17 protein-coding genes are annotated in these 18,632 nt (G+C 62.5%); 10 read left to right on the top strand and 7 right to left on the bottom strand.

Features of this window, described 5'->3' with window-relative positions:
* Positions 1 to 4: 4 nt before the first annotated feature.
* The 3 genes from CVS27_RS02380 to CVS27_RS02370 form a co-directional block, all read right to left on the bottom strand.
* On the bottom strand, positions 5 to 1,240 hold the full coding sequence (locus CVS27_RS02380) for a branched-chain amino acid ABC transporter substrate-binding protein (protein WP_103464410.1): 1,236 nt from the start codon (positions 1,238 to 1,240) through the stop codon (positions 5 to 7).
* Positions 1,241 to 1,422: 182 nt separating this feature from the next.
* Positions 1,423 to 2,826 carry an MFS transporter gene (locus tag CVS27_RS02375; protein ID WP_103464151.1) on the bottom strand — a complete coding sequence of 468 codons (1,404 nt, stop codon included), beginning with the start codon at positions 2,824 to 2,826 and terminating at the stop codon, positions 1,423 to 1,425.
* A 153-nt stretch (positions 2,827 to 2,979) separates the two neighbouring features.
* Entirely contained in the window at positions 2,980 to 5,199 is a 2,220-nt protein-coding gene (locus tag CVS27_RS02370; protein ID WP_103464150.1) for an NADP-dependent isocitrate dehydrogenase, read from the bottom strand.
* A 184-nt stretch (positions 5,200 to 5,383) separates the two neighbouring features.
* Here CVS27_RS02370 and CVS27_RS02365 point away from each other — a divergent pair, with 184 nt between their 5' ends.
* Positions 5,384 to 5,887 carry a ferritin gene (locus CVS27_RS02365; RefSeq protein ID WP_103464149.1) on the top strand — a complete coding sequence of 168 codons (504 nt, stop codon included), beginning with the start codon at positions 5,384 to 5,386 and terminating at the stop codon, positions 5,885 to 5,887.
* Positions 5,888 to 6,169: 282 nt separating this feature from the next.
* Here CVS27_RS02365 and purH read toward each other — a convergent pair whose 3' ends face one another.
* Positions 6,170 to 7,843 (bottom strand): bifunctional phosphoribosylaminoimidazolecarboxamide formyltransferase/IMP cyclohydrolase, encoded by a 1,674-nt coding sequence (purH, locus tag CVS27_RS02360; protein WP_103464148.1) that lies wholly within the window; start codon positions 7,841 to 7,843, stop codon positions 6,170 to 6,172.
* Between the two features lie 75 nt (positions 7,844 to 7,918).
* Between purH and CVS27_RS02355 the strand changes: the two genes are divergently transcribed.
* The 8 genes from CVS27_RS02355 (at position 7,919) to CVS27_RS02320 (ending at position 15,038) form a co-directional block, all read left to right on the top strand.
* Positions 7,919 to 9,439 carry a glycoside hydrolase family 3 protein gene (locus tag CVS27_RS02355; RefSeq protein ID WP_103464147.1) on the top strand — a complete coding sequence of 507 codons (1,521 nt, stop codon included), beginning with the start codon at positions 7,919 to 7,921 and terminating at the stop codon, positions 9,437 to 9,439.
* Positions 9,440 to 9,487: 48 nt separating this feature from the next.
* Positions 9,488 to 10,426, top strand: coding sequence for an N-acetylmuramic acid 6-phosphate etherase (murQ, locus tag CVS27_RS02350; RefSeq protein ID WP_103464146.1), 939 nt, complete (start codon positions 9,488 to 9,490; stop codon positions 10,424 to 10,426).
* A gap of 39 nt (positions 10,427 to 10,465) precedes the next feature.
* On the top strand, positions 10,466 to 11,548 hold the full coding sequence (locus CVS27_RS02345) for a serine hydrolase domain-containing protein (RefSeq protein ID WP_103464145.1): 1,083 nt from the start codon (positions 10,466 to 10,468) through the stop codon (positions 11,546 to 11,548).
* 13 nt (positions 11,549 to 11,561) lie between these two features.
* Entirely contained in the window at positions 11,562 to 12,914 is a 1,353-nt protein-coding gene (locus CVS27_RS02340) for an MFS transporter (protein WP_103464144.1), read from the top strand.
* Positions 12,915 to 13,040: 126 nt separating this feature from the next.
* Complete coding sequence (locus tag CVS27_RS02335) at positions 13,041 to 13,235, top strand: hypothetical protein (protein WP_103464143.1); 195 nt, start codon at positions 13,041 to 13,043, stop codon at positions 13,233 to 13,235.
* Positions 13,225 to 13,932, top strand: coding sequence for a hypothetical protein (locus CVS27_RS02330; RefSeq protein WP_133162856.1), 708 nt, complete (start codon positions 13,225 to 13,227; stop codon positions 13,930 to 13,932). The genes CVS27_RS02335 and CVS27_RS02330 overlap by 11 nt, the downstream gene beginning before the upstream one ends.
* 91 nt (positions 13,933 to 14,023) lie before the next feature.
* A complete protein-coding gene (locus CVS27_RS02325; RefSeq protein ID WP_103464141.1) occupies positions 14,024 to 14,326 on the top strand; it encodes a hypothetical protein in 303 nt (100 codons plus the stop codon).
* An 88-nt stretch (positions 14,327 to 14,414) separates the two neighbouring features.
* Positions 14,415 to 15,038 (top strand): DedA family protein, encoded by a 624-nt coding sequence (locus CVS27_RS02320; RefSeq protein ID WP_103464140.1) that lies wholly within the window; start codon positions 14,415 to 14,417, stop codon positions 15,036 to 15,038.
* A gap of 89 nt (positions 15,039 to 15,127) precedes the next feature.
* On the opposite strand, the gene purN is transcribed toward CVS27_RS02320, so the two are convergent.
* The 3 genes from purN to CVS27_RS02305 all read right to left on the bottom strand — a co-directional run bounded on the left by purN (position 15,128) and on the right by CVS27_RS02305 (position 17,596).
* Positions 15,128 to 15,691, bottom strand: a complete 564-nt coding sequence (gene purN / locus CVS27_RS02315; protein WP_103464139.1) for a phosphoribosylglycinamide formyltransferase — start codon at positions 15,689 to 15,691, stop codon at positions 15,128 to 15,130.
* Between the two features lie 33 nt (positions 15,692 to 15,724).
* Positions 15,725 to 17,047 carry a cell division protein PerM gene (locus tag CVS27_RS02310; protein WP_103464409.1) on the bottom strand — a complete coding sequence of 441 codons (1,323 nt, stop codon included), beginning with the start codon at positions 17,045 to 17,047 and terminating at the stop codon, positions 15,725 to 15,727.
* Positions 17,048 to 17,392: 345 nt separating this feature from the next.
* Positions 17,393 to 17,596, bottom strand: a complete 204-nt coding sequence (locus CVS27_RS02305; protein WP_038467205.1) for a cold-shock protein — start codon at positions 17,594 to 17,596, stop codon at positions 17,393 to 17,395.
* A 550-nt stretch (positions 17,597 to 18,146) separates the two neighbouring features.
* Between CVS27_RS02305 and CVS27_RS02300 the strand changes: the two genes are divergently transcribed.
* Positions 18,147 to 18,545: a hypothetical protein gene (locus CVS27_RS02300; protein WP_103464138.1), complete on the top strand. Its 399-nt coding sequence runs from the start codon at positions 18,147 to 18,149 to the stop codon at positions 18,543 to 18,545.
* The last annotated feature ends 87 nt before the right edge of the window (positions 18,546 to 18,632 follow it).

The raw sequence follows: 18,632 nt of genomic DNA, 5'->3' as shown, positions 1-18,632 counted from the left end.
GTTGCTACTCGCCGATGGGGCCGATCGGAACGATCTTGCCATCCTTGACCCGGTAGCCGTACACGGCCGGGGCCTGCAGTTCGCCCTTGTCGTCCCACTTGTAGTGCTTGCTCAGACCAGCTGCGTCATAGTTGTTGACCCATTCGAGCAGCTTGGCACGGTCCTGGTTGCCAGCATCAATGCCGGCCAGGAGTACCGTGGCGGCGTCATAGCCCTCAATGGAGTAGGTACCCGGCTCGGCATTCGCCAAGGCCTTGTAGGCGTCAGCGAAGGTGGGGATCAATTCACCGGGGATACACGGGCAGGTGAAGAACGCGTTGTTGGATGCGTCACCGGCCTGCTTGATGAACTGGTCATCCTTGACACCATCGGGGCCAACAAATGCACCCTTGAAGCCCTTGGCCACCAGCTGCTGGTTGAACGGTGCACCTTCGGCGAAGTAGCCGGAGTAGAACACTGCATCAGCCTTGGCGTTGATGATCTTGGAAATGGTTGCCGAGAAATCCTTCTGGCCTGTTGTCACCTTGTCCGAACCAGCCAGGGCGTCGCCCAAACCGGCAGTGGTGGTGGCTCCCAAACCGATGCCGTAATCAGAGTCGTCCTGGACCAGGTAGACCTTCTTGGCGCCGAGCTGGTCAGTCATGAACTTGGCTGCTGCCGGCCCCTGCACAGCGTCGTTGCCCAAGCCACGGAAGAACGTGGTCCAGCCGTTGTCGACCAGGGCCGGGTTGGTGGCCGACGGGGTGATGTGGACCAGCTTCTGCTGCTCGAAGATGTTGCCCGTGGCTTTGGATTCACCGGAGAACGGCAAACCGACCACACCAATGATGTTTTCTTCTTTGGTGGCCTGCGTGACGGGGCCGGTGGCCTTGGTGGGGTCACCTTCAGTGTCAAATTTCTTGAACGCCACCTGGCAGCCGGGGTTGGCCTCGTTGTGCTGGTTAATGGCCAGCTGAATACCGTTGAAGATGTTAATGCCGAGCTGGGCGTTGGCGCCAGTTTCGGCACCAATGTAGGCCAGCGTGGTGGTGGACTCGCAAGTCGCCTTGCCGTCCCCCGCGGGGAGAACGGCATCCTTGGGTGTCTCAATGGATGTTAGAACAGGAATATCCAGGTTCAGGCCACCGCCGGCAGCAGCACTCGTGGCGCCGGGTGTGGCCGCCTGATTGGCGCACGACGTCATCAGCAGCGTTAGTGTCGCTGCCGTGGCGAGGGCCGTCATAACTTTCTTGCGGTTCATTAAATCGCCTTCCGTAGTCAGCATCCAGGCCCGCATGACTTCGTTGTCCTGCGTGGCCATTGGCTTCACGAGACTTGACACTACCCTCCAGTAGTGATGTGGAGCACACTTTGTACGTAAAGATCTGATAACGGATGTGATTTGGGCACGACGGCGGCCCGCACCGACACGAAAAACCCCTCTCATGCTGCCAAATTCGGCGTATTCTCCTCGGCTGCGGCATAGGCGCGAGAGAGCCTGCGGTAGGAGCGCGTACACAGGGCGCCCAGTGCCAGCAGCAGCGAGGCGATGCCTGTCACCAGAAAGACCATGGCAATGCCCCGGGCGTCGCCCTCGCCCAGCAGCGCGCCCCAGCGCTGCTGTCCCGGCACCGAATCCATGTAGGGGATGATCCAGAATTCGGCCAGCGGGGCGACTATGAACGCGGTGATGGGCGCAGCAGCCGCCTCGAACGTCATGGCGAAACCGAAGACCCTCCCCTGGGTTTTGAAGGGAACCACGCGCTGGATCACTGTTTGTTCGGCGGCCTCCACGGCAGGCATGAGCATCATGAAAAGCCAGAGGCCAACAACACAAAGCCACCACCAATCACGAATGGTGAACAAGCCTCCCACCACTCCGGTGCAGGCCACAAGTATCAGCATGGTGCGGATGGGGTTTTTGCCGAGCCCAAACTTGGCCACCAGCCCGCCGCCAACAATGAGCCCCGTGGCTGTCACCCCCAGGACCACACCCCACACTTCCACGGGGAAGAGCGTGAGCCCGTACGGGTCCATGAGCGCCATGAATACCCCGCCAGTCAGGTTGTTGAACGTGGTGAACAGGATCAGGGCAAACAAGCCCTGCGTGGCCCGGACGGCAGCAACGCCTTCGCGTAGTTCGGCAAAGCCCTCACGGTCTTCATCCCGGACAACTTTGGGTTCAGGCACTGAAAGCGTTAGTAGGTGCACCAGCACCGCGGTGCAGGCTATGAGGGCAATGATGATGGTGCCGCCCATGCCCAGCATGCCAATGGCCAGGCCGCTGAAGACGCTGGTGATCAGGAACCCGATTCCCTGCACGGTGCCCACCAGACCGTTGGCGTTGGCCCGCCGGTCTGCCGGGACCAGCAACGTCACGGTGGTGGACAGCGCAATGCTGCGCAGCTGCTCTATCACGGCGCCGATCAGCACTATCATGGCGAAGATCCAAAACCATGGTCCGGACAGACTGAGCAGGTCTTGTTCGGGAAGCAGCAAAAACATCAGCCCTGCGATGCCGAAGAACCCGAGCGTGCACAGGGTTGAACCGACCATCACGGCATGTTTGCGGTATCTGTCCACAAGCACACCAAAGAACAGACCAAAGAACGCCACCAGGAGCATGTACGCCCCACCAATGAGCCCCGTCGCCAGCACCGAGCGAGTCTCCAAATAGACCCAGAACGTCAGGGCCCACCACAGGAAGCTGGTCACGACGTTGGCTACTGCCGTATTGACCAGCATGTGCATGAACGTGCGGTGACCGTGTGCGGCCACCCCACCGTTCGTTGGGGCAATCGTCTCGCTGGCTGGAATCTCAGTCGCGGGCAAGTCTTCGCGCTGCATGTTCCCAGCCTAGAACCAGGCACCCACAACTGGACAGGCCACGGCACAGAAAAAGCCCGCCTCCTGTGTGGAGGCGGGCTTTTCGGTTGGTGGGCCCACGCGCCCGAGGGCCCCAATAAATCGCGTCAGCGATTTATTGGGAGGGCGTGGGGATTAACTCAGGGCTGCGATGGCTTCGTTCAGCGTTGCTGACGGGCGCATGATGGCGGCAACCTTGGTGACATCCGGGTGGAAGTAGCCACCCAGGTCAACCGGGGAGCCCTGAACTGCCGCGAGTTCACCTATGATGGCGTCCTCGTTCTCGGTCAGTGTCTTGGCCACGACGGCGAACGCGTCAGCGAGCTGGGCATCCTCCGTCTGGGCTGTCAATTCCTGGGCCCAGAACTTGGCCAGGTGGAAGTGGCTGCCGCGGTTGTCGATCTCGCCAACCTTGCGCTTCGGGGACTTGTTTTCCAACAGGAACGTTCCCGTGGCGCGGTCCAAGGTGTCTGCCAGGATCTGGGCGCGGGCGTTGCCTTCGTTCACGGCGAGGTGTTCGAAGCTGACGGCCAGGGCCAGGAATTCACCCAAGGAGTCCCACCGGAGGTGGTTTTCCTTGACGAGCTGCTGGACGTGCTTGGGCGCGGATCCGCCGGCACCTGTCTCGAACAAGCCGCCACCGGCGATCAGTGGAACGATCGAGAGCATCTTGGCGCTGGTGCCCAATTCCAGAATCGGGAACAAGTCAGTCAGGTAGTCGCGCAGCACGTTGCCGGTGACGGAGATGGTGTCTTCGCCGCGGCGAATGCGCTCCAGCGTGAAGGCGGTTGCCTTCTCGGGGGACATGATCTGGATGTCCAGACCATCGGTGTCGTGGTCCTTCAAGTACTCGTTGACCTTGATGATCAAGTTGGCGTCGTGCGCGCGAGTCTCGTCCAGCCAGAACACGGCGGGAGTGGCGGAGGCGCGGGCACGGGTGACGGCCAGCTTGACCCAGTCGCGGACGGGGATGTCCTTGACCTGGCAGGCGCGCCAGATGTCTCCGGCTTCGACGTCGTGCTCGATCAGCACGGTGCCTGCGGAGTTGACGATCTGAACCGTGCCGGCTTCGGCCAGTTCAAAGGTCTTGTCGTGGCTGCCGTATTCTTCGGCTGCCTGAGCCATGAGGCCCACGTTGGGCACCGTGCCCATGGTGGTGGGATCGAAGGCGCCGTTGGCACGGCAGTCATCGATCGTGACCTGGTAGATGCTGGCGTAGCTGCTGTCCGGCAGAACTGCCAAGGTGTCGGCTTCGGCGCCGTCCGGGCCCCACATGTGGCCGGAGGTGCGGATCATGGCGGGCATGGAAGCGTCAACAATCACGTCGGAGGGGACGTGGAGGTTGGTGATGCCCTTATCGGAATCAACCATGGCCAGGGCGGGGCCGTCTTCGTAGCCCTTCTTGATGGCTGCTTCGACGCCGGCACGAACGTCCTGCGACAGTTCGCCCAGGCCGTTGATGATGGAGGCCAGGCCGTTGGCCGGGCTCAGGCCGGCTGCTGCCAGCGCGTCGCCGTAGTTGGCGAACAATTCCGGGAAGTAGGCCTTGACCACGTGACCGAAGATGATGGGGTCCGAGACCTTCATCATGGTGGCCTTGAGGTGGGCGGAGAGCAGTACGCCCTCTTCCTTGGCGCGGGCAACCTGGGCGGTGAGGAACTCATCCAGTGCCGCAGCGCGCATAACGGTGCCGTCAACAACCTCGTTGGCCAGAACCGGGAACGCGTCCTTGAGGACAGTGAGCGTACCGTCGGCTGCCACAAACTGGATCTTGATCTTGTCATCGGCTTCAATGACAACCGACTTCTCGTTGTGACGGAAGTCGCCGTCGTCCATGGTGGCCACGTTGGTCTTGGAGTCAGCGGACCAGGCACCCATGCTGTGCGGGTTGGTCTTGGCGTAGTTCTTGACCGACAGGGGTGCGCGGCGGTCGGAGTTGCCTTCACGCAGCACCGGGTTCACGGCACTGCCCTTGATCTTGTCGTAGCGGGCGCGAACGTCCTTTTCCTCATCTGTGGAGGGATCGTCCGGGTAGTCCGGCAGTGCGAAGCCCTGGGCCTGAAGTTCGGCGACGGCGGCTTTCAGCTGCGGGATGGAGGCGCTGATGTTCGGCAGCTTGATGATGTTGGCATCCGGGCTCTTGGCCAGTGCACCCATTTCCGCGAGGGCGTCAGCAACACGCTGGTCTTCGGCGAGGTAGTCGCCGAAAACGGAGATGATGCGTCCGGACAGGGAGATGTCGCGGGTTTCAACGTCAACACCTGCGGTCGAAGCAAAGGCTTCAACAATCGGCAGGAGTGAGTACGTGGCCAACATGGGCGCTTCGTCAGTGAGGGTATAGATGATTTTTGCCATGGGTTGAGGCGTCTCCTACAAAAAATTCAACGGATATCTGCGAAATAGCAACGATTTCTATCCCTTCTAACTTACCCGAGTGCGCCCGTTTGCCCGCTATCGGGTCCATTAAGTGACACTGTGTGCACATGAGGTAAGCCTCAATTACTGTGCACAAGATTCGAATTGGCCATAGCGTGGAGGCATGGAACTCAAAGGAAAACTCGCAGACGCCATCAACGCTCAAATCACCCTGGAGATTCAAGCTTCAGTGGTCTACCGCCAATTGGCCATCGAAATGGATGTCCAGGACCTGCCCGGGATCTCCGGCTGGTTCTTGGCCCAGTCAGCGGAAGAACTGGTGCACGCCCAGAAATTCACCGATCATATGACTGACAGGAACGCTGCCCCCAAGATTGGCACGCTCACCGCCCCGAACGTCACCATTAACTCGGTTTTGGAAGCTTTCGAGGCATCGCTGGCCCACGAACAAAAGGTGTCCGAATCCATCCGCAACCTGTACCGCCTGGCGCAGCAGGAGGGCGACATTGATTCGATTCCCATGCTGAACTGGTTCATTGAGGAGCAGTTGGAAGAAGAAGCGTCCGTTGGCGAGATCATTGGCCGCGTCCGGCTCATTGGCTCAGACGGCAACGGCCTGCTCCGCCTGGATGCGGAATTGGGCGCCCGCAACGCAGCAGCCGCCTAACCCCCAACGCTCGCTCACGTGCGGGGCTCTTTTGCGAAACCCCCGCTCAGATATGGGGCTTAAAACCGTAACGCCCGCTCATTTGCTGAGCGGGCGTTACGGTTTTAAGCCCCGGAAGTGATGGGGCGTTACGGTTTTAAGCCCCGGAAGTGAGCGGGCGTCGTGGACCACAATGCCGCCGCGCCCGTCCCCGCTTTCCGCACCCACATGGGCCCCCACTTCCTGGGCCCACAACTGCGAGGGCCCCGCCGCGAGCTTGCGAGCGGTGGGAGCAGTTGGGGATTAGTGGAAGAAGTGACGCGCACCCGTGAAGTACATGGTGATGCCGGCGGCGTTGGCCGCGGCAATGACTTCGTCGTCGCGCACTGATCCGCCGGGCTGAACAACCGCGCGGACACCGGCGTCGAGCAGGATCTGCAGGCCGTCGGCGAATGGGAAGAACGCGTCGGAGGAGGCCACGGCACCAATGGATCGCTGCACCGAGACAGCACCTTCGGGGGCACCCGAGGCGCCACCGGCTGCATCAACGTCCGATTCCACGGCAACGCCGAGGGTGTTAGCGCGTTCCACTGCGAGCTTGCAGGAGTCAACGCGGTTGACCTGGCCCATGCCGATGCCCACTGCTGCGCCGTTGTTGGCGAGCAAGATGGCGTTGGACTTGGCGGCGCGGACTGCCGTCCAGGCGAAAGCCAGATCTGCCAGGGTGCCGGCATCGGCGGCCTCACCGGCGGCGAGGGTCCAGTTGGCCGTGTTGTCGCCGTAGGCGTCCACCTTGTCAGCCATCTGCACCAGCATGCCGCCGGACACCTGGCGGACCTCAGCCGGGTAGCGGCCGTAGCCCTCGGGCAGGGCCAGCAGGCGGATGTTCTTCTTCTTGGAGAGGATTTCCACGGCTTCGGGCTCAAAGTCCGGGGCGATGACTACCTCGGTGAAGATGCCGGCCACGGTGCGGGCCATGGCCGCTGTGACGGTGCGGTTGGCGGCGATGACGCCACCAAATGCTGAGAGCGGATCGCAGGCGTGCGCCTTGGCATGGGCGTCGGCGATGGGGTCCACGGCGTCCGGGGATGCCACGGCAACACCGCAGGGGTTGGCGTGCTTGATGACCGCAACGGCCGGCTCGTCGAAGTCGAACGCTGCGCGCAGGGCGGCGTCGGCGTCAACAAAGTTGTTGTAGCTCATGGCCTTGCCGTGGAGCTGGTCGGCCTGGGCGATGCCGGCGGGAGCACCCTTGTCAACGTAGAGGGCTGCCTGCTGGTGCGGGTTTTCGCCGTAGCGCAGCACCTCGGAGCGTTCCAGCGAGTAGCCGGCGTAGGCGGGCCAGTCGATGAGGCCGTCGCCGTCGGAATCCAGGAACTGGGCCGAGGTCCATGCTGCCACGGCGTTGTCGTAGGCGGCCGTGTGGGCGAAAGCTGCAGCGGCCAGGCGCTGGCGGGCCACCAGTTCAAAACCACCGGCCGATGCGGCGGCAATGACCTCGGTGTACCTGGCGGGGTCAACAACCACGGCAACAGAGGGGTGGTTCTTGGCTGCTGCGCGGACCATGGACGGGCCGCCAATGTCGATCTGCTCAACGACGGCGTCCTGGCCGGCACCGGAGTTCACGGTGTCAACGAACGGGTAAAGGTTCACCACAACCAGGTCGAAGGGCTCCACGTTCATCTCTTCGAGCTGGCGCACATGGTCGGGCAGGCGGCGGTCGGCCAGGATCCCAGCGTGAACCAAGGGGTGGAGGGTCTTGACGCGGCCGTCAAGGGCTTCGGGGAAGCCAGTCACCTCGGAAACTTCCGTGACAGGAACCCCGGCTGCGGCAATCTTGGCAGCGGTGGAACCTGTGGAAACAATGGCGACACCGGCGGCGTGCAGACCGATGGCCAGCTCCTCCAGTCCGGTTTTGTCGTAGACCGAGATCAATGCTCGGCGGATGGGAACACGGTTAAGAGGAACGCTGGTCACAGAAATTCTCCGTTGGGTGGCTCGATGGTGGCGACATATAAAGTTTAGGCCACTACGCGCCGGTAGGATTTCCTCATGACTTCCAGTGATCTGCAGCACGCACCGTCCACAGCTGACGACATTTCCCCTGATCTTCCCCGCCTGATCAACTCCGTGATCCTCCCCGGTTTTGTTGGCACAACAGTGCCACAGTGGCTGGAGACGGCCCTGCAGAACGGCCTGGCCGGCGTGGTGTACTTTGCCCACAACATTGATCCCGATGCACCAGCACAGGTGTCCGCACTCTCCGCCGCCATCCGTGCCGCCAACCCGGCAGCCGTCATTGGCGTTGATGAGGAAGGCGGAAACGTGACCCGCCTGCAGGCCCGGGACGGTTCAAGCATCCCCGGCGCAGCAGTGTTGGGCGCCCTCAACGACCTCCCCACTACGGTTGCTGCGGGCCGCGCCATTGGCCGCCTATGCCGCGACGCCGGGATCAACCTGACCATTGCGCCGGTGGCGGATGTGAACACGAACCCGTTGAACCCTGTCATTGGGGTGCGCGCCTTTGGTGCCGACACCGAACTGGTTAGCGCCCACACGGCCGCGGCAGTAACCGGCATCCAGACCCAGCGGGTGGCCGCCTGCGCCAAGCACTTCCCGGGGCATGGGGACACCGTGGCCGACTCCCACATGGACACCGCCCGGGTGGAGCTGACCATGGCGGAAATGGCACAGTTCCACCTGCCCCCGTTCAAGGCAGCCACGGAGGCCGGCGTGGCGTCGATGATGAGCGCGCACATCATCATCCCCGAGTTGGGTGAGGCCCCGGCAACGCTGAACCCGGCTGCGAGCGCCCTGCTGCGTGAGATGGGTTTTGAGGGTGTCTTGATCACCGATGCCCTGGACATGGCAGCTGTGCGCGCCACGGTTGGCCCGGGCGAGGGCGGCGTGCTGGCGTTGCTGGCCGGCAATGACCTGCTGTGCGTGGGCAACCCCCTGAACGCCTACACCACGGGGCGCGACGATGAGTCTTGCTACGTTGAGGTGTACGACGCCCTGCTGGCCGCCGCCACCTCGGGCCGGCTGCCGCTTGAAACGCTGCGCACCGCCGCAGCCCGCGTGCAAAAACTGGCGCAGTGGTGTGCCGGGGAGGTTGCGGAAACCAAGCACGACGACGTCGACTGGGTTTCCGTTGCTGCCCGCGCCGCCCGGGTGGATTCCCTGAGCACCAAGCCCGTGTTGGCTGGCTCCGGAGCCGTGACGCTGGTGGATGCGCGCACAGGCCACAACATGGCGGCCGGCCCCACGGAGAACTTCATTGCCACGGCCTTGACCGGCTACACCGTGAGCTCTGCCCACGCGCAGCAGACTCCTGCACCGGAGCTCGCAGAACTGCTCAAGCAGTCCCCCGGCGCAGTTCTGGTCATTGTGGACTCACTGGCTTCGGCTGAACAATTGGCCACCGTGGACTTCATTTTGGCGCAGGCTCCCCAAGCTGTGGTCATCAATGCGGGCTTGGTCGCGGATGCGCCAACTGAAAACGCCACCATCCACTGCCACGGATTCAGCCGCGTCAGTGCCGAGGCTGTTGTGCGCCTGCTGAAAACCGCCTAAACCACCTCCTGCCGTTCTCAAGACCTGCCGTTCACAAGGAAGCACACCATGACTGAAAATTCTGCCCACACCGAGTCTGTCCGCAATGAGATTGGCACCCTTGTCACCGAGGACGCCAACCCGAAGTACCCCGATCTGGCTGCCCTGACCACGGCGGAACTGGTGGCTGGCATGAACAGTGAAGACGCACTGGTCCCTGCGGCCATTGAAAAGCAGCTTCCCGTCATTGCTGCGATCATCGATGAGATTGCCTCCCGCATGAGCCAAGGCGGGCGGCTCATCTATGTGGGTGCCGGCACCCCCGGGCGGATGGGCATTTTGGATGCCAGCGAATGCCCGCCCACCTTCGGCACCGCCCCCTCCCTGGTGGTGGGCATCATTGCCGGTGGCCAGGCCGCCGTGGATCAGGCCGTGGAGAACGCGGAAGACAGCGAGGAAGCCGGTGCCGCGGACATGGCGGCCCTGAAGCTGGGGCCCACGGATTCGGTGGTTGGCATTGCCGCCTCCGGGCGCACCCCCTACGTGATTGCCGCCATCAAGGCAGCGCGGGCGCAGGGCGCCTACACGGTGGGCTTCGCCTGCAACAACAACTCCGCCCTGGGCGCCGCCGCGGACGCAGCCTTGGAGATTGAGGTGGGTCCGGAGTTCCTCAGCGGCTCCACCCGGCTCAAGTCGGGGACGTGCCAGAAGCTGGTGCTGAACATGATCAGCACCATCACCATGGTCCGACTGGGCAAGACGTACAAGAACGTCATGGTGGATTTGCTGGCCACCAACGCCAAGCTGCGCGCCCGCAGCGAGCGCACCCTGATGCGTGTCACCGAATGCGACGCCGCCACAGCATCCACGGCCCTCGCCGCGGCAGGCGGGCATGTCAAGGCTGCCGTCCTGGCCATCATGACGGGGCTCCCGGCCGAGCAGGCCGTGGAGCTCCTGGCCCAGAATAAAGGTTTCCTGCCGGCGGCCATCGACGCCGGCACCCACTGACCACTGATCCTTATCCAAGCACGACGGCGGAACTCACCCATGAACGCACCTCACCACTTCCCCGCAACAGATATGCGCCGCAACCTGCAGGGCCTGCTGGACCAAGCCGTCGGCGACGGTGTGGCACCCGCAGTGGGCTGCGCCGTGGCGCTGCGTGGCGTGGAACTGCCCGTACTCACGGCCGGGGACGCCAGCGTGGACACGTTCTACGATCTGGCGTCCGTCACCAAGTTATTCACCACTGTCACCGCCCTGATCTTGGTTGACGACGGCGTCTTGGACTTGGATGCGCCCGTCGGGCGGCGGCTCCCCGCGTATGCCCGCGGACCCAAGGCGGCCGTGACTTTGCGGCAGCTGCTCACGCACACCTCCGGGCTGCCGTCCGAGTGGCGGGGCTGGCACACAGCATTGTCCCAAGGGCGCAGCTTTGAGCGTGGCGCCCTCATTGCGGATCTGCTGGCCACCGAGTTGGAGGCGGCGCCGGGGACGCGCTTTGCCTACTCCTGCGCCGGGTTCAACACGATCATGGCGCTGGCCGAGCACGCGACGAAGGCGCCGTGGGGCCAACTGGTGAAGGAACGCCTGCTCTACCAGCTGGCAACGGACGGCATCACCGGCACTCCGCGCATTGAACAGTGTGCGCCGACGGAGTTCCAACCGGGGCTGGGCCGCGGGCTGGTGCGCGGGATCGTGCACGACGAGGCAGCCTGGTCGCTGGGCGGGCTCAGCGGCAACGCCGGCATGTTTGCCACCGCTGACGGGCTGCGCGTTTTTGGCATGGCGCTGCTGGAGGGACTGCCCGGCATCCTGTCCCCCGCAATGGCTGCCCAAATGTGGCGCAGCCAGCTGCCGGAGATCCTGGGCAGCAACTTCAATCCGCTTGAACCCGGTTATGGGCATGGCCTGGGGCTGCGCATCAACCAGCAGCCGTCCATGGGCGTGGACGGCATTGAGGCGCGCGGGCACGGCGGTTTCACGGGCACCTCCCTGCTCGTTGACCGCAGCCGCGGCGTGGTGGTCTCCCTGCTCAGCAACCGCGTCAATCCAAGCCGGGACGGGGACGACGCAACGGGGCTGCGCAAGGCCGTGTCCGACGTCGTCTATTCTGGTGCCAGCAACTAATTCGGAAGGCACCATGAGCACCCCTACGGCTTTGATGACTGGCGACCGCGTGGTGCAGGAGCTGCCCTGGCGGTGGCGGGTGCAGGGCAGCATCTTCCTGATCGGCGGGCTGGGCTTCATGTTCGACGCCTGGGATGTGACACTCAACGGCTTCCTGATCCCCCTGCTGTCCAAGGAATGGGGGCTCACCCCGGGGCAGGCAGCATGGATCGGCACCGCGAACCTCATTGGCATGGCCGTGGGTGCGTTTGCGTGGGGATCGATTGCGGACATCATTGGCCGCAAGAAGGCCTTCACCCTGACACTGCTCATTTTCTCCATCTTCACAGTGCTGGGCGCCTTCTCCAACGAGATCGTGCTCTTTTGTGTGTTCCGTTTCATTGCCGGTTTTGGTCTGGGCGGCTGTATCCCCGTGGACTACGCGCTGGTGGGCGAGTTCACCCCGCGCAAGCACAGGGGCAGAGTCCTCACGGCGATGGATGCGTGGTGGCCCATTGGCGCCACTTTGTGTGGGGTCGTCTCGGCCGTGCTGATGGCCAGCTTTGGTAACTGGCGCTACCTGATGCTGGTCATGGTGCTCCCGGCGCTGCTGGTGTTTTGGGTTCGTGTGGGGATTCCGGAATCGCCGCTGTATCTGGTGCGGGCAGGGCGTCCCGTGGAGGCCAAAAAGGTCATCGACACGCTGATCCGCCGCACCGGTGCCACGGTGGGGCCGTGGAAACTGCCGGAACCGGCGGACGCGCCCAAGCTGTCACTGGGCAAGGTCACCGAGCAGCTGGCCGGACTGTGGCGCTTCAACTGGCGCATCACGGGCATTGCATGGTCGTTGTTCCTGACCATTTTGCTGGTGTACTACGGTGCCCTGACTTGGATGCCGTCCATCCTGGTGGCAACCGGCTATGCGGAAAACAAGGCGTTCATGGCCACGGCGGCAATGACGGGCATTGGTCTACTGGGCGTGGTTGCTGCCGCGTTGCTGGTGGAGCGTTTGGGGCGCAAATGGATCCTGGCCATCACCGGCCCCCTCGCAGCCTTGTCCCTGGTGATCTTCGCGCTGGTTCTGGATGCGCCCGTGGCCGCGCAGATCTGGCTGCTGGTGTTTGGTTTTGTCATTCAGGTGGCCATCCCCGTGCTGTACACCTACGTTTCGGAACTGTACCCAACACATTTGCGTGCCACAGGTTTTGGCTGGGCCTCCACCATTTCCCGGGTGGGTGCCGGGCTGGTGCCGTTGATCTTCGGCTCCCTGCTGTGGCCGGTGCTGGGCCTGCCCCTGACGTTTGCCCTGACGGGCGGGCTGGTACTGCTGGCGGTGATCTGGATGGCCGTTTCGGCGCCGGAAACCAAAGGCTCCACCCTGGACTAGCCGCCCCCACTTGCGCCAGCACGGCACTTGCGCCGCTCCGAGGGCGAAGACGCGGTGGGGAGCTCTCCCCATTGAGCCGTTCTGCGGGTTCCCTCTACGCTGAGGAACCTAATCCAGAGGAGTTCCATGGCCGATTTGCTTGGTGCCGACACCGCACAACTGTGTGAGCTGGCCAAGACCTTCAGCACATCCGCCGAACGCATCAACGTCCAGGCCCGGATCTGGCCGCCATCGAGCAGCAGGTCACCGAGCAGGGCTATCAAGACGCAGTGGAATCTAACCGGCTCATTAACCGATGGGAATCCCTTTGATGGCAAATAGCCGCCAATCCAGGGCCCTGCTGCTCCTTACACTCCTTACCGCCCTAGCTCTTTCCGCCTGTTCCCTGAACACCCCGACGCAACCCAGTACTTCCAAGGAGACTTCCGCGGTCACCAGCACTTCCATGATGGACAAAGCCGGAATCAAGAAGATCAAGGCCGACGGCGTGGGCCGCTTCGACCTGACCGCCACCTCCGTGCCGAAAGAGTCTGTGGGCCTGCCCCTAAATGAGAACCTCGTTGCCTACGCCGCCACGGACCACGGCAAACCCATGGACATCACGCTGGAGCTTCCCCAAGACACGCTGCACATCAAGACCAGCGATTTCAAAATGTCTGTTGACTCCTCCACAAGCTACGTCAGTGTGGTTACATGGTTCGAAGCCGTCGAAGGGTGGCCCGCCTTGGAAGAGGCCGTTGCCGCGGCCAATGAGCGTTATGGCTTTACAGCTGGAAAACTAGTCGCGTGGGAGTCCAAGAACTTCATGAAGGATGACAAAAAAGGCTCCCAAAGTCTTGGCATGGGAGTGAAGAATGGCACGGCCATGTACCTAAACGTCTACTGGAAAAAGGGCTCCCCCACTCAGGTGCTCCAGTTCGATGCCCTGATAGCGCCTGGTTACTACACGCCGGAGGTTCAGGCCGAGATTATCGAGTTCGGCCGTGCCCCCATCGGATTCCGCGACAACGGAGAATAGCGTTCTCGTTGATTGCAGCCACATACAGAGTTCTTCCACATTGAGCAGGTAGTCTACTGACGACCCTAAATTCCCTGTGTAAGGACCATCCATGAGCGCCCTGATTCCCACAGTTTTCGCCACCACCGGACTGCTTGGCGGCTACCAAACCGCCCGTGCCACGGGGAACCGCCAGCTGGGCGGCGCCGTCTTGGCAGCTGCCGGCGCCGCAGCATTTATTGGCTGGAAGTCCAATGCCGGTACCGGGACGGCAGCGGCCCTGACCGCCACCTATGTGGTGGCATTTGGCGCATCCCACCCCTTGGCCAAGAAGATGGGTGCCTGGCCGGCCGTGTACACGGTTACCGCGGCCACCGCTGCGGCTTCACTGCTGTTGGGCCGCAAACGCGCCTAGGCTGCGCGTGTATGGTCCCAACACACGTAAACTGGCTGTGACGGCGAGGAAGCTCTCCGCCGCACCCACTACTTGAGGAAGGCCACCCATGGACCTCGCAGCCGACACCACCGGCTTCCTCGCGAGCTTCTGGGTCTACCTTGTGGGCGGAGCATTTGTCATGGTGTCCGCCCTGATACCGCCCATCCCCAGCACCACGGTGTTTGTGGCACTGGGCGCCCTTGCCGGGCTCGACGGCGGGCCCCGGGCAGGGTTGTTGGTGCTCGCCATGATGGTGGGGGCCGTGGCCGGGGACCTGGCCACTTATGGCATCACCAAGCTGCTGGGCAATTCTCGTTGGGGCGCCAAGGCCGGTTCCCGGCGTCAACGGGCCATTGACGCCGCCACGCGCCGGCTCACGCAGCGGCCCTTCATGTTCATGCTGACATCACGCTTCATCCCGCTGGGACGGCTGTCCTCCAACATTGCAGCCACCGCCGCCGGTTATTCTTTGCGGGCATTTGCCGTGTTTTCGCTGGTCTCCGCAACCATCTGGTCCGGCTATGCCGTGGGTGTGGGGATTTTGACCCGCTACTGGCCCAACATCTCAACCCAAATGGCCGTGGTCATAGCCATCGTCGCATCGATTGCCCTGGGCTGGCTGCTGGGCAAAGTCTCCACCTGGTTCCTGGACAGAAAACACTCGAGGCAAGTCTCCGCCGTCGCCCCTTAACCAACTGTGACGCAGTTGATGCGACAAAACCCTCATTCTCGGGGAAATTTGCGCAACAAGTGCGTCACAGCTGGGCGGGCTGGTGAGAGTTAGGCGCGGGCCAGATCATTCAACACCTCAATCAGGAGCTCACGCTCAGCAACCTTGATGCGCTCGTGGAGCGTTTCTTCGGTGTCGTTGGGCAAGATCGCCACGGGTGTCTGGGCGATGATGGGGCCGGTGTCCACGCCGGCGTCGGCAAAGTGGACCGTGCATCCGGTGACTTTCACCCCGTAGGTCATGGCGTCGCGGACACCGTGGGCGCCCGGGAAGGACGGCAGCAGCGCCGGGTGCGTGTTGACGTAGCGGCCCTCGAAGGCGTCAATGAAACTGGGCGCCACAATGCGCATGAAACCGCTGGAGACAACGTAGTCGGGCTTGTATGCCGCAACTGTTTCCAGCAGCGCTGCGTCCCAGTCGCCGCGGGTGGCGTAGTCCTTGAAGTTCACCACGAAGGTTTCCAAACCGGCTGCCGCTGAGCGCTCCACGCCCAAGGTGCCGGGCCGGTCTGCGCCCACGGCAGCGATTTCCAGGGGCAGGGAGCCGGCTTCAACGGCGTCGATCACTGCTTGGAGATTTGAGCCGGTTCCGGAGACTAAAACAACTATGCGCATGGGTTCGATTTTAGGCGATGCGGACCGCAGTCCCTATTCGGCACTTTCGGTACGACGGCGGGTGGGGGCGGTGTCTGCACGCTCGCCTTCCAGCCAGGGCCCCAGCAGCGAACCCGCCATGACACCGATGCCCACCTCGGCACCCACCCACAGGGCAGCGGTGATGGGGTCGGGGCCCAGGTCGGTGAGTCGGCCCAGGCCAATGGATCCTTGGGAAAGCCAGAACAAAATGCCGGAGAGGACGGCAGCCACGGAGCCTATGACGGCGCCTACGAACAGTGTTGACAGGGGCAATGACAGCCAGCGTTGGCGCACCTTCAAGGAAACCCATTCATCAAAATGGTTCTCCCCTGCCCGCACAAACCACCAGCCGGCCAGCAGGCCCGCTGATACGGGGATGATCAGTGCCGCGAATCCCCAACTCAGGGTGCCCGTGGGCAGGGCTGCCAACAGCGGGATGGGCGGAACAGGTGCCACGGAGGTGCCCATCGGGGAGACGCTTGAGCCTGCACCCAGGGAGAATCCGTCTCCTCCGGCCCACGCCAGGGCCCAGATGGCCAGGTTGGGCATAAACGCCAATTGGGTCAGGGTCAGTGCCGCGCCGCCAATAGCGCCGGGCCGCAAGGCTTGGTAGACGCCAATGATGTCATTCCAGCGCATGGCCAGATTCACCGTGAGCATGAGGGCCGAGAGGGACAGCGCTGCCATGATGGCCAGGAAACCTGAGCTGACCACAGTCCACGCGTAGGAGCCTGCCCATCGTTGGTCCTGGCTTGTCTTGGAGATCCAGTCGGCCGCATTCACGCCGATCAGCCGGCTCCAGGAACCGGCTTCCAGCCGTGAGCCCACAATGAGTCCGGCAGCTGCTGGGATGGCCGGAACCAGCATGCTGGTCAGCAGGGGCGCTTCAATGCCGGGCGTACTGCAGACAAAGGCTGTGGCCAACCCTGCCCCCGCGTAAAGTACCACGGCACCCACAAGGGGTTGCCACAATTGATCAGTATAGGAAGCCCTGGCCAGGCGCCGGCCCGAGCGCCAGGACAGAAAGAAAGGAATCAGCACCAGACCCAGGGGCAAAAGGCTGAAGATGCCGGTTTCCACCGTGGCGGAGCTGGGACCTGTGGCCTGGGTCAGGTGCAGCGAAACGCCGTGCCCCACCAGCCAAATCTGGCCCGCCAGCCGGGCAATGACAGAGGCGTCCTTTTCACCAAAGCCGCCGGCCAGCCACGTGGCCAGCAGTGGAACACTGACCGCAAGTGCCGAAATAACAAACATTTGCGCAGCCTCAAACACCCCTTGCAGCCAAAGCGGCATGGGAATTCCGTCGCGTTGGCGCTTATCCGCTTTGGTGTTCATCGTCTTCAATGGTGCCACATGGTGGGCCGCACGGTCGTGAGCGCCGCCGGTGGAATCCACCACAAGATCCAGCGGGTTCCACCGGCCCCGATACGGGCCCGGTCGCAAGGGCCGGTCGCAAGGACAACTCGCGGGGCCGCAGTTGACATTCGCGCCTGGTCTGCCATGGGCGAATGTCCACAACGCCCCCGGACTGCGCCAAGCAGGCATTTGGAGCCATGACGGGCCGGAATTCGGCAAATCGCAGCGTTAAACACAAATAGGGCCCGGGATAAATCCCGAACCCTATTTGTTCAAGCCCTAAGGACTAAAGAATGCGCGGTTACCCGCACGTTTTCTTTAGAATTAGATAGCCTGGATGTTGACTGCCTGAGGACCCTTGGGACCCTGCTCAACATCGAAGGAAACCTTCTGGTTCTCTTCGAGGGAGCGGTAGCCCGAGGAGTTGATTGCGGAGTAGTGTGCGAACACATCCTGGCTCTGGTCATCGGGAGAGATGAAGCCGAAGCCCTTTTCAGCGTTGAACCACTTAACGGTACCTGTTGCCATTGTTTCTATTTCCTTCTGAAGTTGGAGATTCCGCCCGACCTTCGGGCCTCCGTTTATACGGTGTAAGTCCGCTTCTCCAGAAAAGCGACGTCTTCCCCGAAAGGATGGCGTCGCTTCAACTACAAAAAACGCAACACTACAACTACGTCCAAGTATACATGTTTATTGGCCCAATGCCATAAAGATCTGAGAGGTGGGTCACTTTTATTCCCTTGGCGGTGGAAGATTCGCGCAGAATCGTTGATTTGGCGCGGATCACAAAGTTATTTTCCGTGACATGACACTCAGAGTTGTCCTCGTGTTCACCGGCATGTCGTCCAAATGTTGCGCTCCGCAGAAATGTTCGACGCCGAAATCCACCTCCCAGCACAGTTGCCCAACTAGCGGGACAGCAACAGATTTCAAAAATGCCGCCGGGGGCGGGAATCAGCAGGACCAGGGCTGCAGGTACGGACGGTTCCTGCCCCGTTGGATCCCCACCAGCTCACGTATAGTGGTGCGAATGTGCGGGGAATCAGCCCTGACGGTACAGGGAATGAAAGGACAGCGGATGCGAAGCAGCTCCTTCACTGTCCGTCTTGCCGCCCATGCCGTCCTGCTGGCGTTCGCTGGAATGCTGCTTGTGGCCTTTGGCTGCAGCGGCGCACAGGCATCGGCCGGCATGCAAGTGGCCACAGCTTCTGTTTCCGCGGCCCAATTTTCCCCTGCCATAGAGACTTCGGTTGAATCTCTCATCGCCCCGGTATCCACGGCGTGCATTCCTGGCCGGGACAAGGTCAGGCTGGATCGCGATACGCTTCCCCCAACTCCTGCCCAGCTACAGCCGAAGCAGAACGACGCCGATGCCGGGCTTTCCCGGCGGGCACGGGAAAACTCAGGCGCGGTTGCGTTGTTGGGCCGGATCCCGGCCTCACTGACGCATCTGGATCTTGGGATCGTAAGGACGTAGACCACGGCGGGCCGGCACCCAACCCACCGCGACAAGCGAAGGTTGGCTGAACGGCGTCGAACGTGTCCTTATATATACATGGTGCGC

This window comes from Arthrobacter glacialis (genome assembly GCF_002909445.1).
Classification (GTDB): Bacteria; Actinomycetota; Actinomycetes; order Actinomycetales; family Micrococcaceae; genus Specibacter; species Specibacter glacialis.
This window is presented reverse-complemented; position numbering and strand designations above follow the sequence as displayed.